The organism is Tessaracoccus sp. O5.2 (assembly GCF_964266725.1).
GTDB lineage: Bacteria > Actinomycetota > Actinomycetes > Propionibacteriales > Propionibacteriaceae > Arachnia > Arachnia lapidicapta.
In genome coordinates this window covers 109606-136286 of sequence record NZ_CAXWGV010000054.1, presented here as the reverse complement: position 1 = coordinate 136286, position 26681 = coordinate 109606, and the positions used below count along the sequence as shown (strand labels likewise).

Sequence of the window (26681 nt, the reverse complement as noted above, 5' to 3'; positions counted from 1 at the left end):
CTGCACGGCGAACTCGGCATGCGCACCCCGATCGAGATCGAGGACGCGTACTACGCTGACCTCGAATCAGGCCTCCCGGCGACCGCCGGACAGGGAAACCGATAGGAACGAAACCCAGGCCGATTCAATCCGCCCACGTGGCCGGGTCTTGTCGGGATCTTGACCCCACCCAGACCGGTTCCCGACACCGCGGGGGGCACCATCGAACATGAACACGCGAAACCGACCAGGAAGAGAGGGTGATTCGACGTGACGACGATGACACAGGCCACCTACGGGGTGCGCGGGCTCAGCTGCTGGCGCTGCATGATCAGCGCTGTGGAGGCGGTCCGGGCCTTGCCCGGGGTGCATACCGTCGGGATGGATTTGGAGCCGCACGGGGAGTCGCTGTTGACGCTGGCACCGGCCGGCGCCGTGACCAGCGCCCAGGTCCAAGCCACCCTCGACCGCTCCGGGTTCGAACTGACCCGACGCCGGCGCCGGCCCCGACCCAGCCGGCTCCGACATGCCCTCACCACAGCCCCTGTGGACGACGGCCGGGAAATCTTGACCGAAGCCTGACCCCATCGGGGTCGTTTCCGGACCTGCGCGGGCCTACCCTGGATACATACCCCCCCAGGGTACTGGGTGGGAGTCGAGTGGAAGTGGAGATTGTGATGCTCTGGCTGGTCATAGGTGGGGCGGTGGTCCTGACCGGGTTGCTGCTGTGGTTCTTCTTCGGCCCGAAACGGGCAGGGAAGGTCCGCATCGAAGATGGTGTTCAGGTGGTGGAGGTGACTGTCGACGGCGGCTACAACCCGGGGGTGATCGACGGGGTGCGTCCCGGGATGCCGGTGCGGATCATGTTCGACCGCCGAGAGGGTGGCGAGTGCACCTCGCGGGTGGTGATGCCGGACTTCAAGGTCAACGCGAGCCTTCCCGCGTACCGGACCACGGCCGTCGAGTTCACCCCGACTGAGGCCGGCGAGTTCCGCTTCGCATGCGGCATGAACATGGTCTCCGGTCTGATCCGCGTCACCGGCGACCCCCACACCGCACCCACCCCCACCACAGCATCGGATCATCACCACGCGCAGGTGGCCGCCTCCCCGGCAGTGGCCGGTCTTGCGACCGACGGCGCCGATGATGAGGCAGAGCGGGCTGCGGAGATCCGGGACCTGACCCGGCGGGTGATCATCGGCGCTATCCTCACCGCCCCGGTGCTGATCGCGGTGATGGCCGTCGAGCTGTTCGGCGCCACCTGGGTGCCTGAGATCTTGATGAGTCCCTGGTTGCAGCTGGCGCTGATCGCGCCGGTGATGCTGTGGTCGGGCTGGCCAATCCACCGCGTGGGGTGGCGTGCCCTGTCGCACCGCACCGCAGACATGAACTCGCTGATCACGCTCGGCACCGTCGCGGCGTTCGGCTACAGCCTGGTGGTCACCTTCGCCCCCGGCCTCCTGCCTGAGGAGTTGCGGCAGGTGTACTTCGAAGCCGTCGGTGTGATCATCACGTTGATCCTGCTCGGCCGGCTCCTGGAAACCAAAGCCAAGGCCGGCACCGGTGAGGCGATCCGCAAACTGATCGGCCTGCAGCCCCGCACCGCCCGCGTCCTACGCGAAGATGTGGAACTGGAGATCCCGGTCGAGGACGTCGTGGTCGGGGATGTGATCGTGATCCGCCCCGGGGAGAAGATGCCCGTCGACGGTGAAGTGATCCACGGATCCTCCGCGGTCGACGAGTCGATGGTGACCGGGGAATCGATCCCGGCGGCCAAGACCGTCGGCGACACCATCATCGGCGCCACCATCAACGCCACCGGAGCGCTGCGCTATGTCGCCACCAAGGTCGGCTCCGACACCTTGCTCGCCCAGATCATCAAACTGGTCCGTGAGGCCCAGGGCTCGAAGGCCCCCATCCAACGCCTGGTTGACAAGGTCTCGAGCTACTTCGTCCCGGTCGTGATCATCATCGCGGTGTGGACGCTGGCGATCTGGCTGCTGGTGGGTCCCCCGCCGGTGTTCGTGTTTGCGCTCGTCGCCGCCGTCTCGGTCCTGATCATCGCCTGCCCCTGCGCTTTGGGGCTCGCGACCCCGATGTCGATCACCGTGGGCACCGGCAAGGGAGCCGAACACGGCATCCTGATCCGCTCCGCTGAAGCGCTGGAAACCGCGCACAAGCTTGACGCGATCATCCTCGACAAGACCGGCACCATCACCAAGGGTGTGCCGACCCTCACCGACGTCGCCACCGTGGCAGCGTTCGATGAGAACCAGCTTCTCGGCTGGGTCGCCGCTATCGAGAACAGCTCCGAGCACCCCCTGGCGGCGGCGATCGTGACCGGCGCCACCGACCGCGGTCTCACCCTGGGCGAGGTCACCGACTTCGACTCGGTCACCGGGCAAGGCGTCCGCGGCCACGTCGACGGCCACGACGTCCTGGTCGGCAACCGGCGACTTCTCGACGAAAATGGCATCAGTACCGACACGCTGCGGCCGCTGCATGACGCGCTCGCAGCAGGGGGCAAGACGCCGATGCTGGTGGCCGTCGACGGGCTCCCCGCGGGAATCGTGGCGGTCGCCGACACCATCAAGGACGGCTCCCCGGCCGCGGTCGCGGCCCTCCAGGCACGCGGCATCGAGGTCATCATGATGACTGGCGACAACCGGGCAACCGCCGCCGCGATCGCCTCCCAGGTCGGGATCCGTCGCGTGGTCGCCGAAGTGATGCCCGCCCACAAGGCCGCCGAGGTCCGACGCCTCCAGGACGAAGGCAAGATCGTCGGAATGGTCGGCGACGGCATCAACGACGCCCCCGCCCTCGCGCAGGCAGACGTCGGCTCCGCGATCGGCACCGGCACCGACGTGGCCATCGAATCCTCCGACATCACCCTGATCTCCGGCGCCCTGTCAGGGGTGGTCACCGCCGTTGACCTGTCGCGGGCCACTATGCGCAACATCAAACAGAACCTGGTGTTCGCGTTCCTGTACAACACCCTCGGCATCCCCATCGCCGCAGGTTTGCTCTACCCCGTCTTCGGGATCCTGCTCAGCCCCATGGTCGCCGCCGCAGCCATGGCCCTGTCCTCACTGTCGGTGGTCACCAACGCCAACCGGCTCCGCCGCTGGGCACCACACCCCATCCACGAGTCCCCCACCACCGGCTCCCCCGTCACCCCCGTCGTCGAAATCGGCGGCGAGACCCCCACCACCCAGCACCACGCCACCGGAAAGGACACCCCCATGTTCGGCAAGAAGACCACCGCCACCACCCACATCGATCCCGTCTGCGGAATGAAGGTCAAGCCCGCCACCGCGGCCGCCACCCGCACCCTCGGCGAGACCACGATCTACTTCTGCTCCACCCACTGCGCCGAAGCCTTCGACGCGGACCCCGCCCGCTACGGACACCCCCAGATCGCGGCCGAGCACCAACACGAGGCTCACACCCCCGCACCGCATCACCACTAGCCGCCGAACCAGACCAGGTCCAGGACACATGACCGGCAACCCACAGCGTCAGAAACTCATCGGCCAACTCGCCGTGATCGAAGGCCATATCCGCGGCATCGCCCGCATGGTCTACCAGGACGCCAACTGCATCGAGATCCTCACGCAGACCTCAGCAGTCACCGGCTCGCTGCGCTCAGTCGCCCTGGACCTGGTCGACAGCCACCTCCAGCACTGCCTCACCCAGGCCATCCACTCCCCAGACCCCGCCTACCGCGACGCCAAGGTCGCCGAGGCCTCCACAGCCATCGCCCGCCTCGTCCGCAGCTGAACCGTTCTTGATCAGAGGTTGACCGGCCGCGGATCGGATCTGAATCCGGACCCCGCACAGTGGAAGCAGCACCCGAACGAGAGGAACCCGGCTCATGAGCCTCCACAGCCACCACCGCCCCACCGACACCGGCCCCGACGCCCCACCCGCGGCCACCGGACCCGCCCAGCAGCACCAAAGCCATGGTGGCCACATGTGGCACATGCTCCTGATGTGCCTCCCGTTGATCGGGTTCGGCCTGTGGTCCCTGTTCAGCGGAGGCGGCGCAGGCGCGCTGATCGGCGGCCTCCTCTGCGCAGGCATGATGCTGCTCATGCACGGCCGCCCAGGCGCCGGGCACCGCCACTGAAACTTGGCCGCGGCGTAGGCCCCGACCCCAACAGACAACCCAACGAGCGCCAACGACGCGATCCAGGTTCGTCTCCGGAAGCCCACGAGCGAGCTGTGGTTCATCACCAAGCCGTCGACGGAGGAGTCGTTCCTCGCCATGACAATCATGGGCATCGTCATCGTCCAGAACGTCACGATGCTTGAGGTGTGGGACTCCGCGCTCGCATGGCTCGAGGCCACGACCGGCATCACGAACTACGCACTCATCTTCACCGTGGCCTTCGCTGCGGCGGTCAGCCTCCCGGTAGGCCTCCTGGCCTTGTCCTCACGCCTCGCGGCCGGCCGCAACCTGGAGAGCACCATGAAGAATTTCGCACGCTTCGGCCACGCGCTCATTCCGCTGGACGTGGCGGGTCACATCGCCCACAACCTGTTCCACCTCCTCGCCGAAGGCGGGTCAGTCCTCACCACCGTCGCGGCGCTCGTCGGCATCACCTATGGCGACGGTTCCCCGGCGCTGGCCGGCGACACCACCATCCGGATCCTGCAGTTCGCCCTCCTGGCGCTCGGCATCGCCGGGTCCCTCTACACCGCCCGCCGGATCACGCATCGCCGATACCAGTCGATCACGCGACGCACAGGCACCTTCGTACCGATGGCCGTCCTGATCGCCTTTCTGGGGGCGCTGAACATCTACCTCTTCCTGCTGCCGATGGCCCACCGCATGTAGGGGGCGCCGTCCAGGCCCGCCAGGGCACCTGAGACGATCTCACCCAACCCCACACCCCCGGAGGACTCATGACCCGTGGCCCCAGCAGCGCCTGCGTCGACGGCAACGAGGCGGCGGCCCGCGTCGCCCACAGGCTGTCCGACGTCGTCGCGATCTACCCGATCACGCCGGCATCCACGATGGGTGAGCTGGCCGACGCCTGGTCCGCCCGCGGCCGCACCAACCTGTGGGGCGCGGTCCCGGAAGTGGTCCAGATGCAGTCGGAGGCGGGCGCGGCCGGGGCGCTGCACGGCGCGGTGATGAAGGGGACGCTGGCGACCACGTTCACCGCCAGCCAGGGTCTCCTCCTCATGCTTCCCAACATGTACAAGATCGCCGGCGAGCTGACACCGGCCGTCATCCACGTCGCGGCACGGACGCTCGCCACCCACGCGCTGTCGATCTTCGGGGACCACAGCGACGTCATGGCCGCGCGCGGCACCGGCTGGGCCATGTTGTGCGCGTCGTCGGTCCAGGAGGCCCACGACTTCGCGGCCATCGCCCACGCCGCGACCCTGACCTCCCGGGTGCCCTTCCTGCACTTCTTCGACGGCTTCCGCACCTCCCACCAGATCGAGCGCATCCAGGTTCTGGGTGACGAGGACCTGCGCAGCCTGGTGGACGAGGCGGCAGTGTCGGATCACCGCGGTCGCGGCCTGAGCCCGGACGCCCCGACGCTCCGCGGCACAGCGCAGAACCCCGACGTGTTCTTCCAGGCCCGCGAGGCCGCCAACCGCTTCCACGACGCCGTGCCCCACACCGTCCAGGACCTCTTCGACGACTTCGCCGCGCGCACCGGGCGGCGCTACCGGCTCGTCGACTACGTCGGGGCACCGGACGCCGAGGAGATCATCGTGCTCATGGGCTCCGGCGCCGGCGCGGTGGCGGAGACCGTCGAGGAGTTGGTGGGCCGCGGCCGGAAGGTGGGTCTCTGCACGATCCGGCTGTACCGGCCCTTCCCCGCCGGCCAGCTGGCCGAGGCGCTGCCTCCGACCGTCCGGCGGCTCATGGTCCTCGACCGCACGAAGGAACCGGGTTCCGTCGGCGAGCCGCTCTACACCGACGTCCTGGCCGCGCTGGCGGAGGAGGGACGGGCCGACATCCGGGTCTCCGACGGCCGCTACGGCCTGGGCGGCAAGGAGTTCAGCCCCGCGATGGTGAAGGGGCTGTTCGACGAGTTGGCGCTGCCTGCGCCGCGGCGGCACGTCACCGTCGGCATCTCCGACGACGTGACCGGCCTGTCCGTCGCCCCCGATCCGGCGTTCTCGGCGGCGCGGGCGCAACTGCAGGTGCGGCCTGGCCGCCGAGGCCCCCGTCTGGGACGCGGACCTCTGCACGGGCTGCGGGAAGTGCACCATCGTGTGTCCGCATGCGGCCATCCGCATGGCCGTGTTCGATCCCTCCTCCGAGGGGGCCCTCCCAGCTGAGTTCCCGACGACGAAGTTCAGCTCACGGGAGTTGCCGGGATACCGGCTGACGCTCGCGGTCTCCCCCCTCGACTGCACCGCGTGTGGCCTGTGCGTGGAGGCCTGCCCCGTCGCCGACAAGGTGGACCCGGCCCACAAGGCCCTGCTCATGGCACCGATCGGAGACCGGCTGGCCGCCGACCAGGAGCACTTCGCGGCGGTCGAGGACCTCCCCCAGCCACCGCGCAGCGCCCTGAGGGTCGACACCGTCAAGGGGTCGCAGCTGCTGGAACCCCTCTTCACGTTCTCCGGAGCCTGCTCCGGGTGCGGCGAGACGCCGTATCTCAAACTGCTGAGCCAACTCTCCGGCGACCGCCTCCTCCTGGCCAACGCCACCGGCTGCTCCTCGATCTTCGGCGGGAACCTGCCGACCACCCCGTGGTCCACCGACGCTTGCGGTCGAGGGCCCGCGTGGGCCAACTCGCTGTTCGAGGACAACGCCGAGTTCGGCCTGGGCATCCGGATCGCGGCCGACCACCAGCATCGACAGGCCCGCGACCTGGTGGCGCGCCACGCCACGGACATCGGAGCCGAGCTCGCGGCCAGCATCCTCGACGAACCCGCGGCCGCCGACGACCTCACGGTCATGCGCCGGCACATCCGCCGCCTCAAGGCGAGGCTCATCGAGCTGGCCCCGCCGGCCGGCTCAGAGCTGGTGCGGCTCCTCACCCTCGCCGACGAACTGGCTCCGCGCACGGTCTGGATCATCGGCGGGGACGGATGGGCGCACGATATCGGCTTCGGGGGCCTGGACCACGTCCTGGCGTCGGGCCAGAACGTCAACATCCTGGTCCTCGACACCGAGGTCTACTCCAACACCGGCGGCCAGGCTTCCAAGGCGACGCCCCGGGCCGCCACGGCGAAGTTCGCGTCGGCCGGCAAGGGGAGCGCCAAGAAGGATCTGGGCCGCCTGGCGCTGGCCTACCGCGACGTCTACGTCGCCCAGGTGGCGCTCGGCGGCAACGAGATGCAGACCGTCCGCGCGCTGCGGGAGGCGCAGCAGTGGCCCGGCGTCTCCCTGGTGATCGCGTACGCCGGTTGCATCGAACACGGCATTGAGATGGTCCAGTCGCTGCAGCACCAGAAGGCGGCCGCCAGTGGTCACTGGCCGCTCTACCGCTACCGTCCGGCCACGGACGAGCGGGACGCTGCCTTCTCACTCGACTCGAAGACTCCATCCCTGCCGGTGCGCGAGTTCGCCCTGGGCCAGCGCCGTTTCGCCCATCTCCACCGCACCGACCCGGAACGGAGCGAGAGCCTGCTGGCCGTCATGCAGCAGGACGCCGACGAGCGCTGGGCCCACTACGTGAACGTCGCGGCCGACACGCGGCCGACCTGACCCCTGGCCGCGACCCTCGAGGGTGCTTAGGTGGTCCCATGACCTTCCTGGCCCCGGTGACGCTCACAGGCCGCCTCGTCAGCCTCGAACCTCTGGTGGTCCATCACGCCGACGGGCTGGCGGACGCCGTGCAGGACGGCGCGATCGACCGCCTCTGGTACACGTCGGCTCCCCCGCCTGACCGGATGGCCGATGACATCGCGGGCAAGCTCGCTCAGGCCGCCCGCAGTGCGATGCTGCCGTTCGCCATCCGTCGCCTGGCAGACGACCGGCTGATCGGCGTCACCACCTTCTGCAACCCGTTGCCCGCGGTCCCCGCCACCGAGATCGGCTACACGTGGCAGGCGGCTTCCGCGCATCGCACGGGCACCAACACGGAGGCGAAGGCGCTGATGCTCGCCCACGCGTTCGATCACTGGGGCTGCCGCCGTGTGGCATTGCGAGCGACCTGGTTCAACCATCAGTCGCGGCGCGCGATCGAGCGGCTGGGCGCGGTCTACGAGGGCCGCATCCGCCAGGATCGCGTGCTCCGCACGGGCGAGGTGGCCGACACCGCCCAGTACTCGATCACCGACGGCGACTGGCCCGCGGTCCGACGCCACCTGGAGGCCCTGCTCGCCCGGTGACCACGCGGCACGATCCAGGTATCACGGCAGTCGGACGCCGCGGACCGGGGGTCGCTACCCTCGCCGCGAGGCCCAGAGTGCGAGAATGGCCCCGGGCGCGAGACAGGAGGGCCGATGGACACACACTCGACCTCGACGGGTGACGATCCCATCGGGAGAGCTTCTGCGGACGTGAGCGAACGCTCCGTCCTGGTCATCGGCGACCTCTGTCTCGACGACAACGAGGTGGACGGGCGCGACCTCGCCCCGTCGTGGGGATCGCCCGCGCTGTTCATCGCCCGACACCTTCGGCTGGAGTACGGGATCACCCCTGTGGTGTCGGGCGCCTACGGCGAAGACCTGCTCCCTCTGATCACCGAGTTCTCGCTCGACCGGGGCCCCACATGCGCCCGGTCCCTGTCGTACCGCAACATCGTCGAACCCATCCACCCCCACGACAGCGGAAGCGCCCACGCGCGGGTGCAGTACTGGCGGCCGGCCACCTGCGAGCCCTATGCCCTCAGTGGTGCGGACATCCCCGCCGATGCGGAGCTGGTGTACTTCTGCCCGTTGACTCCGGACCTCGACCGGGTCGCCGACATCCGGACGATTGCCTCCGCCGCCGCGACGACCGCGGTGAAGGTCCTGCTCGCGCAGGGGCTGATGAGGGTCAGCGGCCAGACGAACGGGACGGCCTACCGCCGCGTCGAGCGACGCGACATCACCGACTCCGAGGCCCTGACCTGGGCATGTTTCGACATCGTGGTCTTCTCCGACGAGGACCTGCAGGACGCCATCGCCAAGGCCACGCGCTGGTCCGCGGCCCCCGGCGCTCACGAGACCGGCTTCATCGTCACGGAGGGCGAGCTGGGCGCCACGGTCTGCTTCCGCGGCGACGCGACGCGAGTCCCCACCCGGCCGGTCGCACATGAGACCAGCCCCGTCGGAGCGGGCGACGTGTTCGGGGCGACCGTCGGGCTCGAGTTCCGCAACGCCGTGCGCGATGGGCTCGACCGCCACGACGCCCTGCTGCGTGCCGTCGCCGCCGCGACCGCGGCCGCCTCCCGGCACGTCGCGAACGCCTGAGCCCGTTCGGTTCGCAGTCGCCGCACACGGGACAGAACTGCCGCCTAGACTTTCCTTTCGAGTGGAAGGAAGTGCCATGCCCGGACCGAGCACCGCTCCCCGCGACCCCGACTGGTGGAAATCCGCCGTGGTCTACCAGATCTACCCGCGCTCGTTCCAGGACAGCGACGGCGACGGTATCGGCGACCTGCGCGGCATCATCCAGCGCCTCGACCACCTGGGCGAACTCGGTGTCGACGTGGTGTGGCTGTCGCCCATCTGTCCCTCGCCTCAGGCGGACAACGGCTACGACATCAGCGACTACGAGGACGTCGACCCCATGTTCGGCTCCCTGGCGGATCTGCACGAACTCATCGAGGGCCTCCACGCGCGGGGGATGAAGCTGGTCATGGACCTCGTGGTCAACCACACCAGCGACGAGCATCCGTGGTTCCGTGAGTCCCGCTCCAGCCGCGACAACCCGAAACGCGACTGGTACTGGTGGCGCGACCCCCGCCCCGGCCACGAGCCGGGCACCCCGGGCGCGGAGCCGTCGAACTGGGAGGCGTCGTTCTCCGGTCCCGCCTGGACATTCGACGAGGCCACCGGGCAGTACTACCTGCACCTCTTCTCCCCCGCCCAACCCGACCTCAACTGGGAGAACCCGGAGGTCCGCGCGGCGGTGCACGCCATGATGGAGCGCTGGATCGAGCGTGGCGTCGACGGCTTCCGGATGGACGTCATCAACATGATCTCGAAGGACGTGGCGGCCGATGGCAGCCTCCCCGACGTCCCGGTCTCCGGCGGCAGCGCGCTCGGCGACCCGTCGCCCCACACGGTCAACGGACCGCGCATCCACGAGTTCCTGCACGAGATGCACGAGCGGGTTCTGGCCGGGCGGAGGCTCCTGACCGTCGCCGAGGCGCCCGGCGCGACGGTGACGGACGCGCGTCTGTACACCGACCCGGCCCGCCGCGAGGTCGACATGGTCTTCACGTTCGAGCACGTCAACCTCGACATCGCACCCGGCGGCTCGAAGTGGGACCTGGCGCCGCTGCGTCTGACGGATCTCAAGGCCAACCTGTCCGCGTGGCAGGAGGGCCTGGCGGAGGCCGGCTGGAACTCCCTGTACTGGAACAACCACGACCAGCCGCGGATCGTGTCGCGGTGGGGCAGCGAGGGCCGGCACCGCGTCGAGTCGGCCAAGTCACTGGCCACCGTCCTGCACCTGATGCGCGGCACGCCGTACGTCTACCAGGGCGAGGAGGTGGGCATGACCAACGCCCACTTCACCGAGGTCGGGCAGTACCGCGACATCGAGTCCGTCAACTGGGCCGCCGAGGCTCTCGAGCGCGGCGTCCCCGAGGAGATGGTCGTTCGGTCGCTGGCCGTCAAGTCCCGCGACAACGCCCGCACTCCCGTCCAGTGGGATGCCTCCCCGCAGGCCGGCTTCACCACGGGCACCCCGTGGCTGGCCGTCAACCCCAACCACGACACCATCAACGCCGAGGCCGCCCGCCGCGACCCCGGTTCGGTGTTCCACCATTACCGGCGCCTCATCGAGCTCCGCCACGGCCTCGACGTCATCGTGCACGGCGACTACCGCCTGCTGCTGCCCGACGACGAGCAGGTGTTCGCCTACGTGCGTGCGGCCGACGGGGCGAGGCTCCTCGTGGTGGCCAACCTCTCCGACGAGGAGGCCGTCGTGGATCTGGGTCCCGACGGCGCGCTCCTCGACGGCGACCTGCTGCTCACCACGCACCCCGACGCTGAGCGCGGATCCGGGCCCGAGGTTCAGCTGGCACCGTGGGAGTCCCGGGTCCACCTGACCGACGCCTGCTGACGGTCAGGTGATGGAGGCCGCGTAGACCTCCGCGATCGAGCGGTCCAGCGCCTCGTCGAACTCGGCGTCGCTCTGGGTGATCAGCAGCCCCTCCATCAGCGCGCGGGCGAAGCTCGCGGCCACGCCGTGCTGCCGGGCCAGCCTGGCCGTCGCCTCGGCGCGGGTGTAGCCGCCCGACAGCGCGAACACGCGCAGCACGCGCGGGTGCGCGACAAGGTCGGCGTACAGGTCGTCCTGGTCGGGGAGGGTCAGCTTCAGCATGACGGTCTCGCTGTCTGGGAGCGGGTCGAGCCCCTCGATCAGGGCGTCATGAACCTGCCGCTCGGCCTCCGCCTTGCCCGGGCTCTTGATGTCGACCTCTGGCTCCAGGATGGGCACCAGCCCGGCCGCGAAGATCTGGCGGCCGACGTCGAACTGCTGCTCCACGACCTCCCGCACCGCCGCGCCCGGCAGGGACACGAGCGAGCGCATCTTCGTCCCGAAGACCCCCATGTCCCTGGCCCTGGCGAGCAGCTCGTCGAGGCCCGGGATGGGCTTCATCAGCTGGCTGCCGTCGCGCTCCTCGGCGAGGCCCTTGTCCACTTTGAGGATCGGCACCACCTGCTTGACGTCCCAGAGATACCGCGGCGTGGGCAGGCCGGCGACCTCGCGGTCCATCGTGTCGACGAACAGGATCGTGCCGAGGATCCGGTCGCCCCGGGCTCCGTCGCCCGCTCATCTCCAGTGTCCCACCGGGCCCAGCGACGTCAAGCGAAACGGACCCACCGGAGGGCCGACGGCGGTAACGTCGATCCCACCGACGTCTGAGGAGTCCCGATGAGCGACGACGCGTACGACCCTGAGGTTCATCCCAGCGAGGACGTACTGGAACCCGACACCGTCCCCGGCCACACCGTGCTGGACCCCGGCTCGGGGGCACACGCCCACCATCCCATCGCGGATGAGCTGCCGCCGGACTCGCTCGGCCGACTGCCGAACGACGAGAGCGAGAGCCGGTTCGACTGATCCCCGCCCGACGCACCCGGGGACCCCGCGCTAGGGTGTGCTGATCGACGACGAAGGGGGCACACATGGGACTGCTGAGCAGGCTGCTGGGGCGCGACGACGACGGTGAGGTCACGGTCTCGCCCTTCTCCCCCGACTCCGTCCAACCCCAGGTCAGCGACCTGATCGAAGCCCTCACCGCCCTGATCGAGGCCATGGAATCCGATGAGGCTCCCCTGTCCAACCCCGGATGGCGGGGCAGGCTCCGCGATCTGCACAACTCGCGCGGTGACCTGCGGCTGCTGGCCCGCCGGTCCACCTTCACCCGCGACGACCTGTTCGAGGTGCTCACCTGCGTGCGTCCCCTCTTCCGGGGGGCGCCGCCGAAGGACTTCGCGCACCTGGAGGGCCTCAACCAGCGGGTGATCGACGCCATCGAGGACGTGCACCGGGCGGCCTCCGCCTGACGTCGCGCGGGGCTCACCACGCGGGCGTCATCCTAAAGGGCGCTGCCAGAGCGCTCGGGGGCACCCCCCGTTCGCTGGTCCGGGGCCCCTGTCCATAGTGGAGCATGGCGACTTTCGCGGACACTGCAGCAATCAACCTGCGCCTCGGCCTGCTCGGCCTGCCCCTGCCTGATGCGGGGGCGGCGGGCCGGGCCGTGGACCTGGTGCGCCCGATCCTTGCGCGGCAGCGGGAGCTGAACCGGCGCCTGGCGCACCGGCTCCCCGCCGTCGACAGCCGCATCCAGGGCTTCCTCGACAGCTACCTCGACGGCACCGGCACCACCCCCTGCCTCCCGCGCCAGACCCTGGTGCTCGACCAGCCCGGCCTCGCCCGCCAGATGTCCCTCCCCGTCGACGGCGACACCTTCTCCTCCGACCTGCTGACCAGCTACCGCCTCGTCAACGGCATCCTGCACAACCCGGCCAACGACCGGCGCACCACCAAGGGCGTCTTCCACGTCGCCGAGGGGGGCCTGCCGATCCAGGACGACAAGATCGCCGTCCCGCGCGACGTGTTCGGCCGCCTCCTCGAGCACGCGTTCCAGCCGCCGGCTGAGGCGATGGTCCTGCCCTACACCTCCGAGACCCCCGAGCGCCCGACGTGCTGGGTGTCGCTGCTCCTGCGCCCGATCGTCGTCCCCGAAGTGCCCGGCTTCACCGTCGAGCGCCGGATGGAGACCCGCTTCTTCGCGCCGGCCGCCCTCATGGCCAACCTCGACTTCGTCGAGGGCATCTTCGGCAACGGCGGCGACCCATACCTGCCGGAGAACGACTCCTCGCTCGACCCGGAGCACTGGACGGGCCACACGGGCATGGTCGTCCTGGCCCCCCATCTCATCCACCTGACGAAGAAGGAGCTGGGGCTCCCCCACTACGACGACGCCACACCACGGCAGCGCCGCGACGGCATGTGCTGGCGAGACGAGACCGAGCGCTACAACGGCGGAACGGCCTTCAAGGCATGCGCGCGCGACGAGCGCGGCGTCATCGTCACGGTCATCGCCGACAACTACTTCGGCTACTGCAAGAAGGAGGTCAAGGCCCAGATCAGCTACGCGGCCAACCTGCTCGGCCTGGTCGAGGAGGAGCATGCCGGCGGCGCCATCACCTTCCCGCGCTACAACCTGGGCCAGACCTGGACCCACGGCGGCAGCAGCGACCCGGAGCGCACCCTGGAGGCGGTCATCGCCCGCGACCCCGAGCGCTTCGTGCGGCGCGCCGAGGGGCACGCCGTCGACCGGGAGCAGCCACATATCGTGCTCGTCCCCGAGGGCGCCACGTACTCGCTGCGGGACAGCACCATCACGTGGGAGTCCGACGGCGAACCCCGCGCCATCGCGCTGCGCGCCGACACCTACTACGTCAGCCCGGACGGGTATGTGGTGGAGCTCGCCCACATCGCCGCCGACGGCGACCAGTGGACGCTGCTCGGCACCGCGCCGGCCGCCACGTCGTGCCACAAGCCGGCCACCGTGTCGGGGGGCGGCAAGTCGGAGATCTCGAAGTCCATCACCGACGCGTTCGTCTTCGGCAACGCGTACGTGGCGGACTTCGTCGAGGACATGGCAATGGTCGGGGCGATCGTCGACCACGACTTCTCCACCCGCTTCCGCGACCCGGCCGCGAGCGACCATCGCCCGCTGCTGTCCGACACCCGCAGCGTCGGCAGCGTCATCAAGCTGCTGACCCCCAGCCCGGACTACACCGACGAGTACAACGCGTGGGTCGACGCCATCCCCCACCACATCAAGGAACTCGTCTTCGTCGTCAAGCGCTTCTACCGCCCCGAGTGGGGCGGGGATTGGGCCTCCCACTTCTCGGTGGGCCGGATCAACGGCCGTGCGGGCCACGCCCTGCGCCTGGACGGCGACAAGATCACCGTCAACATGCTGCGCGTCGGCTTCGCCCCCGACGGATCGTGGCGGCTGTTCGGGCTCCGGCACGACTACCATCCCGCGGCCAAGGTGCAGACCGAGGACGACATCACGGCCAGCATCGTGGTCCCGGCCGACGAGGCCGGACGGTCCGACGGGCTGTCGCGCAAGTTCGTCAGCAACTGCGAACAGCTGCTGTTCCAGCGCCCCGACGACGCCATCCACCGCGGCTACGACAAGCAGGCCGAGTACGACATCGCCTCCGGCGCGTTCCTCAGCAACTTCGAGCCGCTGACGACCCGCGACGCGAAGGGGTTGGTCAACGACGCCATCGCCTTCTCCCGGTTCTCCAAGCCGATCCAGAAGCTGGTCCGCAAGGTGGCGAAGGCCGACAAGCCGAGCCACGAGTACTTCGTCTCCTCGGCCCACCCCCGTCTCATCAACGGGGCCCGGTCGAAGAACCCGCGCTACCTGCAGGTGCGCCCGGACATCGCCCGCCCCAAGGAGACGGCCCTGGCCGAGCTGGTGTCGCGCATCCACCGCGGGCTGCCGATGTCGGCCCCGCTGCGCCTGCCCATCGACATCGTCGCCGCGGGCCGCCGCAACAACGCCGCCGAGGACGGTGTGCCGCCGCTGTGCGCGTACGCCCCGCTCCACTACATGGAGCTGCCGGAACTGTTCATGGAGTTCATCTCGTCCATGACGGGCAAGTCGCCGTCGACGACGGGCGCCGGCTCCGAGGGCGCGATGACGAAGGGGCCCTTCAACGCGCTGCCGTCGGTCATCGACCTCAACGCGGCGTTCCTGTCCTTCGCGCTCACGGGCTACGACGGATGGCTGTCCAGCGCGGGCGTCATCGGCCCCAACGTGCGGGTCGATCACGACATATCGCTGCTGGTGCCCGAGGTGTTCTCCCGCATGAGCCCCGGCGAGCGCGACGCCGCCGCCCTCATCGCCGAAGGCTCACTCGAGGCCGTCCCCGACATCGAGCACGAGGGACGGCTGGTCGAGGCCAGCCGCCTCGGCTACCGCATGACGGCCAAGTTCCAGACCAAGTACTTCGGCCGCATCTTCATGCACCCCCACGTGGTGTTCTCGGAGAACATGCTGCAGCCGGAGCTGCAGGACATTGAGGCCTACGTGGCCTCCGTCGACACCATCGTCACCACGCACCAGCGCGTCGCCAGGGCGTACCTGGACGACGGCACCGCGGAGCTCGCCGTGCCGCCGATCAGGGCGTTGCTGGAGATCATGGCGACGGGCACGTGGAACGGACTCACGCTGCACGACGAGACCTTCCGCCGCATGTTCGACCGGGACGAGGTCCTGGCCTCCGAGTGGTACCGCGCTCGGGTGTCGGCGCTGCACGAGTCCGAGCTGGCGCACCAGCGGCGGGCGCTGGCGGCCATGCGCAAGTTCGTCGACGAGCCAACCAACGCGGTGGCGGCGCAGCGGCTGGGCATCCCGGCACGGATCGCCGCCATGGAGGCACAGCTGGCGGAGTCGGCGGCCGGCGGGTCGCACCGCCGGTTGATCGGCACCCTCGGACGGCAGGTCAGCTGGCAGCTGGGGTGAGGCCGGCGACGAGCTGGTGCGTGAGTTCGTCGAGGGTCTCGATGACGGTCGTGCGGGCCAGGAGGTCCGCCGCCGGCGGGTGGAAGTGCGGCGGGACCGCGACGACCGCCATGCCCGCGGCCAGCGCCGACAGCAGTCCGTTGGGGGCGTCCTCGACGGCGACGCACTGGCGGGGGTCGGCCCCGAGCAGCTCGCACGCGCGCAGGTAGCCGTCCGGGGCCGGCTTACCGCGCTCCACCTCCTCCGTCGACACCGTGGCGGCCAGCACGTCCGCCAGGCCCATGACGTCGATCGCGGTGTCGATGAGCAGACGCGGCGACGAGCTGGCGATGGCCACCGGGTAGCGCTCCGCCATCCGGCGCACGGCCGCCACCGCGCCGGGGAGGAGATCGATGCCGTGACGGTAGTGCTCCGCCATCGCCTCGACGGTGAGCCGGGCCGCCTCCGGGGCGGTCACCGGGAGCCCGACCACCTCGACGAGGTACGCGCTCCACTCGCCCGTGCTCATCCCCATCATCGCCTGAGTGGCACCCTCGGGCCACGGACGGCCGGCCTGCTCGGCCAGCCCGCGCCGCACGACGTCCCACGTCGCCTCGGTGTCGGTCAGGGTCCCGTCCATGTCGAAGACGACGGCCTGGGGCGGCATGGGCTTCACTCCTTCGGGGTTGAAGATATCCACACCCTAGTGGTGGGGTAAGGTAACGCCGTCGGCCAGTCGAATCCGGTGAGATCCCGGAACTGTCGCGCAACCGTGATCCCGCCCAGGGGAGTCGGACCGCTGCCCGATGAAAAGGTAGTTCACTTCCGTCGCGACCAGCGGAGACCCTTGGCCGACGGACCAACGGATAGAGGTCCACATGTCCCCCATCACCCTGCGCCGATCGGCGCTGGCGTCCTGCGTCGTCGGCTCCGTGAGCCTGCTCGCCGTCGCGCTTCCCGCGGCGGCCGAGGGCACCGCCGCCGACTGTGTGACGGCCGGCAACGTGTGGGTGCACGTCGAATACGACGACACCGTCACGGGCGCCTGCGCCACCGAGTTCGCCACCGGCACCGAGGCGCTGGTCAGCACCGGTCTCGCGGCCGACCAGGGCGTGTTCTACACCACCATCGACGGCGTCACGAGCGAGGACCCCGAGTGGTGGAGCCTCTGGACCGCGCCCGTCGAGGACGGCCAGCTGGGCGAGTGGACGTTCTCCGAGGTCGGCGCCGCGGACCTGAAGCCGGAGGCCGGCCAGGTCATCGGCTGGCGCCTGCTGCCGGACTATAACAAGCCGCAGGAGGCCCCCGCGCACGACCCGCTGGCCCAGCAGGAGCCCGCCGCCTCCCCCGAGGCGACTGCTGCCGGCAGCACCTCGGCAGCCCCGTCCGCTGACGCGTCCCCCGCGTCGAGCGCCGCCCCCGCGGACGACGCCGAGGACGCCGACACCGGCACCCCGACGGGCACGATCGTGGGCGTCGCGGCCGTCGCCCTGCTCGCCGCGCTGGGCGGGCTCATCTGGTGGCGTCGCCGCGGCCAGTGACCAGACCGCGAGCGTCAGCGCGCCAGCTCCACCCCTTCGCGTGGTGGGGCTACGCGTTGGCGCTCGCGACCGCCGCATCGATGACCACCAACCCGCTGCTGCTCGCCGCACTCATCGGGGTGGTCATCACGGTGACGATGACGAGCAGGGGCAGCACCCCGTGGGGGCGCTCCTTCTCCCTCTACCTGTGGCTCGCCCTGTTCATCGTCGTGCTGCGACTCGCCTTCCGCGTCCTGTTCGGTGCGGGCGGCCCGACCGTCCTGCTCGACCTCCCCGAGGTGCCGCTGCCGGACTGGGTCCAGGGGATCCGGCTCCTCGGGCCGGTGTCCTTGGAGTCGCTCCTGACCGGACTCTACGGCGGGCTGCAACTGGCGGCGATCGTCGTCAGCGTCGGTGCCGCCAACTCGCTGGCCAATCCGCGCAAGCTGTTGGCCAGCCTGCCCGGCGCGTTCTATGAGCTGGGCACGGTGATCATCGTGGCCGTCAGCGCCCTCCCCCAGCTCGGCGAGTCGCTCCAACGTGTGCTGCGGGCGCGCAAGCTCCGCCGACGCCAGCCCTCGCGGCGCCGGCGCGACCGCCTCCGGGCCGTCGAGACGATCGTGGTCCCTGTCCTCACCGACGCGCTGGAGCGCTCGCTCGCGTTGGCGGCCTCGATGGATGTGCGCGGATTCGGGCGCGCCGCGGGCCAGGGCCGCTCCGCCCGGGTATCGCTGCTGCTGGGGATGCTGGCCATGGGGTTGATCGGGGCCTGGGCCTTCCGCTTCATGGCCCGGTCCGACGATGTCGCCGTCCTGGGCGTCCCGATTGTCTCGACCCTGCTGCTGGTCGCCGGGCTGGCGGCGGCTGTGCTGGCCCTGCGTGCCTCCGGCGCGACGGTCCACCGGACGCAGTACCGCCCGATCCGATGGACCGCGGACGAGAGCATCGTGCTGGCCTGCGGCGCGGGGGCCGCGGGCATCGTCGGCTGGCTCGCCGCGGGCGACGCCCGCGTGCTCGACCCCACGACCGTCCCGCTGGTGTGGCCCGCCCTCACTCCGCTGCTGCTCGTGGCGGTCGCCCTGGCCGCCCTGCCCGCCCTCGTGGCGCCGGCCCCGACCCCCTCCAGGACTGCACCGTGATCCGCTTCGACGCGATCTCCTTCCGCTACGCGGGCGACGCCACGCTCCGGCTGTCCGACGTATCCTTCTCGATCGACGAAGGCGAACTGTGCCTCGTCGTCGGCCCGACCGGCAGCGGCAAGTCGACGCTCCTCGGGTGCCTGAACAATCTGGTCCCCCGCTTCACAGGCGGGGTCAGGGCGGGGCGCATCCTCATCGACGGCCGCGACACCACCCTCCTGCCGCCCCGCGAGCTCGCCACCACGGTCGGATACGTCGGACAGGACCCGCTGGCGGGCTTCGTGACGGACACCGTCGAGGACGAGATCGCGTACTCCATGGAGCAGCTCGGCTTCGCCCCCGCGGAGATGCGCCGGCGCGTCGAGGAGACCTTGGATCTGCTGGGCATCGCGGATCTCCGCGAGCGGCCCCTGCGCACCCTGTCCGGTGGGCAGCAGCAGCGCGTCGCGATCGCCAGCGTGCTCGCCACCTCGCCCCGCGTCCTGGCCCTGGACGAGCCCACGTCCGCGTTGGACCCGATCGCCGCGGAGGAGGTCCTCGCCATCGTGAGCCGCCTGGTCCGGGACCTCGGGACCACCGTCGTCATCGCGGAGCACCGCATGGAGCGGGTCATCGAGTTCGCCGACAGCGTCCTGCTGGTCGGTGACGACGTGCGGCACGGCGACACCAGGACCATGCTCGCCGGCGCCCGGGTCCGCCCGCCGCTGGTCGAGCTGGGGTCGAAGCTGGGCTGGTCGCCGCTGCCCCTCACGATCCGCGAGGGGCGCCGGGCCGCGTCGGAGCAGCGCCGCGCGTGGATGGAGCGCCGCCCGGCCCTGCCGACGGCGCCGCCTCCGGGGCCGCCGGCGCTGACCGGCCACCGCGTCACAGTGGCCTACGACGATCACGTGGCCGTCGACGGTGTGGACCTCACCCTGCACCGCGGCGAGGTCACCGCCCTCATGGGCCGCAACGGCTGTGGGAAGTCGAGCCTGATGTGGGCGCTGCACGGGGCCGGCCCCCGCCGCTCCGGCACCGTCACCGTCCACGACGGCGCCGCCGTGTCCCTGGTGCCCCAGACCCCCACCGACCTGCTGTACCTCACGAGCGTCGCCGCCGAGTGCGCCGCGGCGGACGACGCCGCGGGGGTCGAGGACGGGACGACGGCGGAGCTCCTGCAACGCCTGGTCCCGGGCATCGAGCTCGCGGCCCATCCGAGGGACCTCTCGGAGGGGCAGAAGCTGGCCGTGGTCCTGGCTGTGGAGTTGGTCGGCAACCCCGGGGTGGTGCTGCTCGACGAGCCCACGCGCGGCCTGGACTACGCTGCCAAGGCGGTGCTGAGCGAGATCATCGCCGACATGGCCGCGGAGGGCCGCTCTGTGCTCATCGCCACCCACGACGTCGAGATGGTCGCGCAGACGTGTCACCGGGTCGTCGTGATGGCCGAGGGGGAGCTGGTCTCCGACGGGCCCACCCGCGACGTCTTGGCGGGGTCGGCGCTGCTGGCCACGCAGGTGGCCAAGGTCGCCAATCCCATCCCGCTGCTGACTGTGGAGGAGTTCCTCGATGCGCGGTGACACAGCGGTCCTCATCCCCGCCCCCGTGGTCGGGGTCTCGCTCGGCTGGCGCACGTGGTCCGTCATCCTGCTCTCCAGCGCCTTGGGACTCGTCGCCCTGGGCTGGCCGCTGGTCATCCCCGCGATCGGCGTCACGCCGCAGCACGCCGACGACGCCCCCTTCATCTTCGCCGCGCTGCTGCCCATCATCCTCATGCTGGTGCTCGCCCAGCTCAGTGAGGGCGGGATCGACGCCCGTACCCTCGCGGTGTTGGGCGTCCTGTCGGCGATGAACGCCGCGCTGCGACCAGCGCTGGGCGTGGGGACCGCCGGCATCGAATCGGTGTTCTTCCTGTTGGTGCTGGCGGGCCGGGCCTACGGGCCGGGATTCGGGTACCTGTTCGGCTTCACGTCGATGTTCGCCTCGGCGTTCCTGACCGCGGGCATCGGTCCCTGGCTGCCGTTCCAGATGCTGTGCGCCGCCTGGGTGGGGCTCGCCGCCGGTCTGCTCCCGCGGCGGGTGTCCGGCCGCGCGGAGATCGTCATGCTCTGCGTCGCCGGCGTGCTGTCCGCCTACGCCTACGGGGCCATGATGAACATGTGGTTCTGGCCCTTCGTGTCCGGCACCGGAGGCAGCCTCGACTACGTCCCAGGAGCCCCGCTCCTGGACAACCTCACCCGGTTCGGCTGGTTCACGCTGCTGACGTCGACCGGTGGCTGGGACACTGGGCGCGCCCTGACCACGACCCTCGCGCTGGCGGTGCTGGGGCGCCCGGTCCTCACCGTGCTGCGCCGCGCGTCGGGGATGGCCCGGGTCATCCCGTCCGCCGCGCCCGACGCGCGGGCCACCAGCCTGGACGACGAGCCGACCCGGATCTCGGCCGCCTAACGGCGCCGCCCGGGGAGGCTGACCGTGCCGTCGAGCGCCTCCTCCAGCCAGCCCCGCTCAACGAGCGAGCCCACGTTCGCCATGGCGTCGAGCATGGTCTGGCCCGTTCGTGCCGACAACTCGGCGATGGTGACGTTCTCCCGCGGCCGGACCGCCTCACGGATCTCGCGCGGCCCCTCCTCGAGCAGGTCGATCGGCCGGTTCGCTCCGCGACCGGAGGGTTCGGGGACGGTGCCGACCTCCGCCAGGAGTCCGAGGATGTCGTCGGCCGAGGTCACCAGCACGGCCTCGCCGTCGCGGATCAGCCGGTGTGGCGTGGCCGTCAACGACGACGTCACCGGCCCCGGCACGGCCATCACCTGGCGCCCCATGGCCGCGGCCCACGACGCCGTGTTCTTCGCGCCGGACCGATTGGAGGCCTCCACCACGACCACCGCCGCAGAGAGGGCCGCGATGAGCCGGTTCCGGGCCAGGAACGCATATCGGGTGGGCCGATATCCGGGCGGCATCTCCGAGACCAGCGCGCCCTGCCCGATCACCGCGTCCGCCAGCCGCGCGTTCGCAGAAGGGTAGGGCTGATCGAGGCCGCTGGCCACGACGCCGAGCGTCAGACCGCGTGACCCGAGGGCTCCCCGGTGGGCGGCGGCGTCGATACCGAACGCCAGCCCCGAGACGACCGGACGCCCCGCCGCGGCCACGTCGGCCGCCAGCGTCGCCGCCACCTGCTCCCCGTACGTAGTGCAGGCGCGCGCCCCCACCACCGCCACGCCGCCGGTCAAGGCGGACAGCTCAGTGCCCCGCACCCAGAGGCCCAGCGGGGGGCCGGCCTGGCCCCCCACCGACACCCCGGCGAGGAGGTCCACCTCCGCGGGCCACTCGGAGTCGCCCGGGATGAGGAACCGGCTCTCGCATGCCGCCGTCGCGCGCGCGATGACGTCCGGGTCCACCACCGCCGCCCGACGGCCCATGGCCGACGACTCCATCTCCGCGCGCAGCCCCTCCCAGACCGCCTCAGCTCCGACCGCGGCCACGGCTTCGGCCACCGCCGGCGAACCCATGGCCCCCAGCCCGCACAGCCCCATCCTGGCGCGGCGCTCCCCCGCGCTCACGCTGCCCCCCGCATGTCGCCCTGCCTGAGCTGCAGTGCCGCCCTGACCTCCCGCTCGCCGACCCGGTCCCGCCCCGACAGATCCGCGAGTGTCCAGGCGAGCCTCAGGACCTTGTCGACGCCGCGGGCGCTGAGGGTGCCCCGTTGCAGCGCCGTGTTGAGGACCCCGAGGTCCGACGGCAGTGGCAGCTGCTGACGCAGGTACGACCCGGCCACTTCTCCGTTGGTGGTCCACGGGGTGCCGGCAAGGCGCCGCCGCTGCCGGTCCCGCGCCGCCACGACGCGCTGCAGCACCGCGGAGCTCGGTTCCGCGGCCACCGAGCCCACCTCCATGAGCACCCGGTTGACCGACGACATCTGATGCTTGATGTCGATGCGGTCCAGGATGGGTCCGCTCAACCTCTCCTGGTAGCGGCGAACCTTCAGGGGGTCGCACGTGCAGTCCATGCCCGCCAGTCCATGGCGGCCGCAGGGGCACGGGTTCGCGGCCAGGACGAGCTGGAACCGAGCGGGGAACGTGGCGGAGTGCCGGGCGCGGCTCACCGTGATCGTGCCCTTCTCCAGGGGCGTGCGCAGGGCATCGAGCTTGGTGCCGAAGTCCGGGCACTCGTCCAGGAACAGCACCCCGCGGTGAGCCAACGAGATGGCCCCCGGCCGAAGCTCGCCGGTGCCGCCGCCCACCAGCGCCACCGGCGTGACGGAGTGGTGCGGGTCCGCGTACGGGGGCCGCACGATCAGGCCGGTGAGCTGCCGCCCGGCCAGCGAGTGCACCGCGGAGACCTCCACGGCCTCCTCCTCGTCGAGATCCGGCAAGATCGACGGCAGCCGGGCGGCCAGCATTGTCTTGCCCACGCCGGGCGCGCCGTGCAGGAACAGGTGGTGGCGGCCGGCGGCGGCCACCTCCAGGGCGAACTTCCCGTCCTCGTGGCCGATGACCTCGGACAGGTCGGGGGCGAAACCGTCCGGCCCGTCGAAGGGCGGGGACGAGGCGTCGGCCGCCTCTGTGGGGTTCGTCACCGGCTTCCCCGTCAGCAGGTCGATCACCTCCGCGAGGCGACCGGCGCCCCACACCGTGACCCCGGGAACGAGGGCGGCCTCGTCCTGCTGCCCGGCGGGAACGATGGCGCGCTCGAATCCCGCTTTCGCGGCCGCCAGCATGGCCGGCAGGACGCCGCGCACCTTCCGGATGCGCCCGTCCAGGCTCAGCTCCCCGATGAGCACGGTCCGAACCGAGGACACCAGTTCGACCTCCCGCTGGGCGATGAGGGCCGCGACGGCGACCGCCACGTCGTAGTGAGTGCCGCCCTTCGGGAGGCTCGCGGGCGACAGGTTGATCGTCACCAGGCCCGGCGGCCACTCGAGCCCCGTTGCCAGCACGGCCGCCCGGACCCGGGCCTTCGCCTCGCTGAGGGCCGCGTCCGGCAGGCCCACAAGCTGCACCCTCGGCAGGCCGCCGCCGGTGGCGGCCTCCACCTCCACCGGGAAGCCGTCGATCCCCGACAGCGCCACCGACCAGACCCGTGGCCTCACCATTCGTCGATCCCCCGGGCGTAGCTCAGTTCGCACTCCCCGTCCCGCGGCCACAGCACCCCGACGGCGTCCACCCTGATCCGCGGGGGCCGCAGCCGTCGCTCGCGCACGAACAGGGTGCCCAGCCGCCGGAGCCGGCACGCCTTGGCGTAGGTGATGGTCTCCAGCGGAGCCCCGTAGCCGGTGCCCGAGCGGCTCTTGACCTCGACCACGACGAGCGTCCGGCCATCGGGCTCCACCGCCACGATGTCGATCTCGCCCTCGCGGCAGCGCCAGTTCCTGGCGATCACTCGCCAGCCGCGCTCCTCGAGAAACTCGGCTGCCCGTTCCTCACCACGGCGCCCCAGCGCCTGCGTCGGTCTTTCCATCGTCGACCACCTCCGGACCCGTGATCGGCGGACGTGGCGTCCGTTTCCCGTTATCCACAGGAAACGGTGGGTGTCACTTGTTCTCGGGCACCTGGAGCTCGGAGTGGGCGATCTCCTCGATGGACACGTCGCGGAAGGTCAGGACCTTGGCGGACTTCACGAACCGTGCGGGGCGGTACATGTCCCAGACCCAGGCATCGCCCATGGACACCTCGTAGTAGACGTCACCGCCCTCGGTGCGCACCTTGAGATCCACCGCGTTGCAGAGGTAGAAGCGCCGCTCGGTCTCCACCGCGTAGGTAAAGATGCCGACCACGTCCTTGTATTCGCGATACAGGTCGAGCTCGAGCCGGCTCTCATACTGTTCAAGGTCTTCGGCGCTCATGGTCTTCTCACTCTAGCCGCTCGCACCACGTTGTCGAAGCACCAGCGGTGGATGTCGGACGGGCCGTGCAGGTCCAGCGCGGCCTGATGGACGGAGGTGCAGTATCCCTTGTGGACGGCGAAGCCGTACTCCGGGTAGGTGGCGTCGTGCGCCACCATGATGCGGTCCCGGGTGACCTTCGCGACGATCGACGCGGCGCTGACACAGGCCGCCACCTTGTCGCCCTTCCACATCGCCAGCCCCGGCACCCCGAGCCCGTCGACGGCGAATCCGTCGGTGAGGACGAAGTTGGGGGCCACATCCAGCCGGCCGACCGCGCGGCGCAGCCCCTGCAGATCCGCCTGGTGCATGCCGAGGGCGTCGCACTCGCTCGGCTCCACGACCGCGACGGCCACGGCGACCGCCCGCGACATGATCTGACCGTGCAGCCGTTCGCGCGCCTCCGCGCTCAACACTTTGGAGTCGTCCAACCCCTCGATGGGGCGCCCCGGGTCGAGGATCACCGCGGCGGCCACCAGCGGCCCCGCGCACGCCCCACGGCCCGCCTCGTCGGCGCCGGCCACCGGCCCCAGCCCCGCCCGGACCAGCGCGCGCTCATAGCCGTACGGCCCGCGTCCCAGCCGGATCATCAGCAACCGGGCTCCACGTGGATCAGTTCGGGCTCGGCGGGCGGCTCGCCGGTGGCCGCCGGTACCGTCGTGAAGGTCTCCGGCAGCGAGAACGTCGCGAGCCGGTCCAGCGGCGCCACGATGGCCACGGCAGCGCCCACCACGTTGTCGACGGGCACGAAGGCGCTCGCCCCGGGGTTGCGCGACACGTCAGCCAGGCGACACCGCGAGTCCGCCGACGCGTTGCGATGGTCGCCCATCACGAAGATCCGGTCGGCCGGCACGATGATCTCGAAGGGAACGCTGACGGCGGCGACCTGCACGCCGTTCTCGCTGTAGAGATACGGCGTCTCGTCGAGGACGGCGCCGTTGACCTCGATCCGCCCGTCGTCGGTGGTGCGCACCCGGTCCCCTGGCATCCCGATCACGCGCTTGATGAGGTGTTCGGTCCCCGAGTTGGGGAGCACACCGACGAACTCGAGGGCGATCTTGACGGGATTGGTCGTCGGCTCCGTCGCCCCCAACCAGTCGCCCGGATCCTCGAACACCACAACGTCGCCACGCTGGAAGCCGCCGAACTTCGCCACCAGCACCCGGTCGTTGACCTGCAGCGTGTTCTCCATCGACCCCGAGGGAATCACGAACATCTGCCCGACGAAGCTGCGCAGGAGGGTGGCGATGACGACGGCGCCCACGAGGATGAGCACACCCTCGGTCACCCAGGAGAGAAGCCGACGCCCCAAACTCGGACGCCCGGGCTCAGGCGGCCGCACGTCATCGGGGCGATCGGTGGTCGGTTCCACGAATGTCAGTCCTTCGGCGGGGCGGCAACGCTGCCCCAGCATACCGCCCGCGCTCCTGCCCCGAACGCAGCGGACCGCCGGTGACGAATGTCACCGGCGGTCCTACGACGCGGAGCGTGCGCTCAGTCGCGCTTCTCCTTGATCTTGGCGGCCTTACCGCGCAGCCCGCGCAGGTAGTACAGCTTGGCGCGACGGACGTCACCGCGGCGCTCGACCTCGATCTTCTCGATGATCGGGCTGTGCAGCGGGAACGTGCGCTCGACGCCGACGCCGAAGCTCACCTTGCGGACCGTGAAGGCCTCCTGCACGCCACCGGCGGTGCGGGAGATCACGACGCCGGCGAACACCTGGACGCGCGAGCGGGTGCCTTCGACGACCTTCACGTGCACCTTGACCGAGTCGCCGGGGCGGAAGTCGGGCAGGTCGTCGCGGAGAGCGGCCTTGTCGATCTCGAGGATCAGTTTGTTGGTCATGATCAGCCTTCCGTCAGTGCCACAGGTCACCGCGGGGTAGTTCCTACCTGGGTCCGGCGCAGGCGTTCCCCCCATGGCAGGAGCTGCGTGGATCAGGGCTGCCCGGTTGCGGGCAACGACTTGTCATTATGGCAGACACCGGGCCGCGCATGAAATGCGGGGTGGGCTCCCGGGGACAGTCCCCGAGAGCCCACCCGTCAGATGTCGATGCGGACTCGCCTGGCGGCTC

The 26681-nt window shown here is 70.6% G+C and carries 26 protein-coding genes and 1 pseudogene; 18 read left to right on the top strand and 9 right to left on the bottom strand.

The genetic code is table 11. From position 1 onward, the window contains the following. Positions 1-249: 249 nt before the first annotated feature. From ACFQPD_RS13875 to ACFQPD_RS13825, 11 genes and pseudogenes are all read left to right on the top strand, one after another. Complete coding sequence (locus tag ACFQPD_RS13875; protein WP_068752817.1) at positions 250-561, top strand: heavy-metal-associated domain-containing protein; 312 nt, start codon at positions 250-252, stop codon at positions 559-561. Positions 562-656: 95 nt separating this feature from the next. Continuing rightward, complete coding sequence (locus ACFQPD_RS13870; RefSeq protein WP_385901357.1) at positions 657-3449, top strand: heavy metal translocating P-type ATPase; 2793 nt, start codon at positions 657-659, stop codon at positions 3447-3449. Positions 3450-3477: 28 nt separating this feature from the next. Further along, positions 3478-3759, top strand: coding sequence for a metal-sensitive transcriptional regulator (locus ACFQPD_RS13865; RefSeq protein ID WP_385901356.1), 282 nt, complete (start codon positions 3478-3480; stop codon positions 3757-3759). Between the two features lie 94 nt (positions 3760-3853). Then, positions 3854-4108: a hypothetical protein gene (locus tag ACFQPD_RS13860; protein WP_385901354.1), complete on the top strand. Its 255-nt coding sequence runs from the start codon at positions 3854-3856 to the stop codon at positions 4106-4108. A gap of 138 nt (positions 4109-4246) precedes the next feature. Next, complete coding sequence (locus ACFQPD_RS13855; RefSeq protein ID WP_385901353.1) at positions 4247-4819, top strand: hypothetical protein; 573 nt, start codon at positions 4247-4249, stop codon at positions 4817-4819. Between the two features lie 68 nt (positions 4820-4887). Then, positions 4888-6285, top strand: a complete 1398-nt coding sequence (locus ACFQPD_RS13850) for a hypothetical protein (RefSeq protein ID WP_385901352.1) — start codon at positions 4888-4890, stop codon at positions 6283-6285. After that, a pseudogene (locus tag ACFQPD_RS13845) lies at positions 6200-6379 on the top strand (4Fe-4S dicluster domain-containing protein); the annotation flags it as partial. The gene ACFQPD_RS13850 and the pseudogene ACFQPD_RS13845, both read left to right, overlap by 86 nt. A gap of 54 nt (positions 6380-6433) precedes the next feature. Then, positions 6434-7663, top strand: a complete 1230-nt coding sequence (locus ACFQPD_RS13840) for a thiamine pyrophosphate-dependent enzyme (protein ID WP_385901364.1) — start codon at positions 6434-6436, stop codon at positions 7661-7663. Between the two features lie 38 nt (positions 7664-7701). Then, positions 7702-8289, top strand: a complete 588-nt coding sequence (locus tag ACFQPD_RS13835; RefSeq protein ID WP_385901351.1) for a GNAT family N-acetyltransferase — start codon at positions 7702-7704, stop codon at positions 8287-8289. A 171-nt stretch (positions 8290-8460) separates the two neighbouring features. Continuing rightward, positions 8461-9354, top strand: coding sequence for a hypothetical protein (locus ACFQPD_RS13830; RefSeq protein ID WP_385901350.1), 894 nt, complete (start codon positions 8461-8463; stop codon positions 9352-9354). 76 nt (positions 9355-9430) lie between these two features. Beyond that, the gene (locus tag ACFQPD_RS13825; protein ID WP_385901349.1) at positions 9431-11176 is read left to right on the top strand and encodes an alpha-glucosidase; all 1746 of its coding nucleotides are present in this window, start codon (positions 9431-9433) and stop codon (positions 11174-11176) included. A 3-nt stretch (positions 11177-11179) separates the two neighbouring features. Here the strand turns inward: ACFQPD_RS13825 and ACFQPD_RS13820 are convergent, their stop codons facing one another. After that, a complete protein-coding gene (locus ACFQPD_RS13820) occupies positions 11180-11833 on the bottom strand; it encodes a class I fructose-bisphosphate aldolase (RefSeq protein ID WP_385901348.1) in 654 nt (217 codons plus the stop codon). Between the two features lie 159 nt (positions 11834-11992). Here ACFQPD_RS13820 and ACFQPD_RS13815 point away from each other — a divergent pair, with 159 nt between their 5' ends. The 3 genes from ACFQPD_RS13815 to ACFQPD_RS13805 all read left to right on the top strand — a co-directional run bounded on the left by ACFQPD_RS13815 (position 11993) and on the right by ACFQPD_RS13805 (position 16115). Beyond that, on the top strand, positions 11993-12181 hold the full coding sequence (locus ACFQPD_RS13815) for a hypothetical protein (protein WP_385901346.1): 189 nt from the start codon (positions 11993-11995) through the stop codon (positions 12179-12181). 65 nt (positions 12182-12246) lie between these two features. Next, complete coding sequence (locus ACFQPD_RS13810) at positions 12247-12627, top strand: hypothetical protein (RefSeq protein WP_385901345.1); 381 nt, start codon at positions 12247-12249, stop codon at positions 12625-12627. Between the two features lie 104 nt (positions 12628-12731). Further along, positions 12732-16115 carry a hypothetical protein gene (locus ACFQPD_RS13805; protein WP_385901343.1) on the top strand — a complete coding sequence of 1128 codons (3384 nt, stop codon included), beginning with the start codon at positions 12732-12734 and terminating at the stop codon, positions 16113-16115. Here the strand turns inward: ACFQPD_RS13805 and ACFQPD_RS13800 are convergent. After that, positions 16096-16761: an HAD family phosphatase gene (locus ACFQPD_RS13800; RefSeq protein WP_353081599.1), complete on the bottom strand. Its 666-nt coding sequence runs from the start codon at positions 16759-16761 to the stop codon at positions 16096-16098. The genes ACFQPD_RS13805 and ACFQPD_RS13800 overlap by 20 nt on opposite strands. A 211-nt stretch (positions 16762-16972) precedes the next feature. On the opposite strand from ACFQPD_RS13800, the gene ACFQPD_RS13795 reads away from it, so the two are divergent. Genes ACFQPD_RS13795 through ACFQPD_RS13780 form a run of 4 tightly spaced genes read left to right on the top strand, consistent with a single transcriptional unit; the run spans position 16973 to position 21177 of the window. Next, complete coding sequence (locus ACFQPD_RS13795; protein WP_385901341.1) at positions 16973-17635, top strand: hypothetical protein; 663 nt, start codon at positions 16973-16975, stop codon at positions 17633-17635. Then, on the top strand, positions 17632-18753 hold the full coding sequence (locus tag ACFQPD_RS13790) for an energy-coupling factor transporter transmembrane component T (RefSeq protein ID WP_385901340.1): 1122 nt from the start codon (positions 17632-17634) through the stop codon (positions 18751-18753). The genes ACFQPD_RS13795 and ACFQPD_RS13790 overlap by 4 nt, the downstream gene beginning before the upstream one ends. After that, a complete protein-coding gene (locus ACFQPD_RS13785) occupies positions 18750-20309 on the top strand; it encodes an ATP-binding cassette domain-containing protein (RefSeq protein ID WP_353081602.1) in 1560 nt (519 codons plus the stop codon). The genes ACFQPD_RS13790 and ACFQPD_RS13785 overlap by 4 nt, the downstream gene beginning before the upstream one ends. Further along, positions 20299-21177 (top strand): ECF transporter S component, encoded by an 879-nt coding sequence (locus tag ACFQPD_RS13780; RefSeq protein WP_385901339.1) that lies wholly within the window; start codon positions 20299-20301, stop codon positions 21175-21177. The genes ACFQPD_RS13785 and ACFQPD_RS13780 overlap by 11 nt, the downstream gene beginning before the upstream one ends. On the opposite strand, the gene dprA is transcribed toward ACFQPD_RS13780, so the two are convergent. The 7 genes from dprA to rplS all read right to left on the bottom strand — a co-directional run bounded on the left by dprA (position 21174) and on the right by rplS (position 26452). Beyond that, on the bottom strand, positions 21174-22286 hold the full coding sequence (gene dprA, locus ACFQPD_RS13775; RefSeq protein ID WP_385901337.1) for a DNA-processing protein DprA: 1113 nt from the start codon (positions 22284-22286) through the stop codon (positions 21174-21176). The two genes, ACFQPD_RS13780 and dprA, sit on opposite strands and share 4 nt — an antisense overlap. Beyond that, positions 22283-23818 carry a YifB family Mg chelatase-like AAA ATPase gene (locus ACFQPD_RS13770; protein ID WP_385901336.1) on the bottom strand — a complete coding sequence of 512 codons (1536 nt, stop codon included), beginning with the start codon at positions 23816-23818 and terminating at the stop codon, positions 22283-22285. The genes dprA and ACFQPD_RS13770 overlap by 4 nt, the downstream gene beginning before the upstream one ends. After that, complete coding sequence (locus ACFQPD_RS13765) at positions 23812-24183, bottom strand: YraN family protein (RefSeq protein ID WP_068750043.1); 372 nt, start codon at positions 24181-24183, stop codon at positions 23812-23814. Before ACFQPD_RS13765 ends, ACFQPD_RS13770 begins: the two co-directional genes overlap by 7 nt. Positions 24184-24256: 73 nt before the next feature. Beyond that, positions 24257-24568, bottom strand: a complete 312-nt coding sequence (locus ACFQPD_RS13760) for a DUF2469 domain-containing protein (protein ID WP_353081607.1) — start codon at positions 24566-24568, stop codon at positions 24257-24259. Then, the gene (locus tag ACFQPD_RS13755; RefSeq protein ID WP_385901334.1) at positions 24565-25197 is read right to left on the bottom strand and encodes a ribonuclease HII; all 633 of its coding nucleotides are present in this window, start codon (positions 25195-25197) and stop codon (positions 24565-24567) included. The genes ACFQPD_RS13760 and ACFQPD_RS13755 overlap by 4 nt, the downstream gene beginning before the upstream one ends. After that, positions 25197-25895, bottom strand: coding sequence for a signal peptidase I (gene lepB / locus ACFQPD_RS13750; RefSeq protein ID WP_385901332.1), 699 nt, complete (start codon positions 25893-25895; stop codon positions 25197-25199). The genes ACFQPD_RS13755 and lepB overlap by 1 nt, the downstream gene beginning before the upstream one ends. Before the next feature lie 206 nt (positions 25896-26101). Further along, positions 26102-26452 (bottom strand): 50S ribosomal protein L19, encoded by a 351-nt coding sequence (gene rplS, locus ACFQPD_RS13745; protein WP_068750049.1) that lies wholly within the window; start codon positions 26450-26452, stop codon positions 26102-26104. Positions 26453-26681 lie beyond the last annotated feature (229 nt).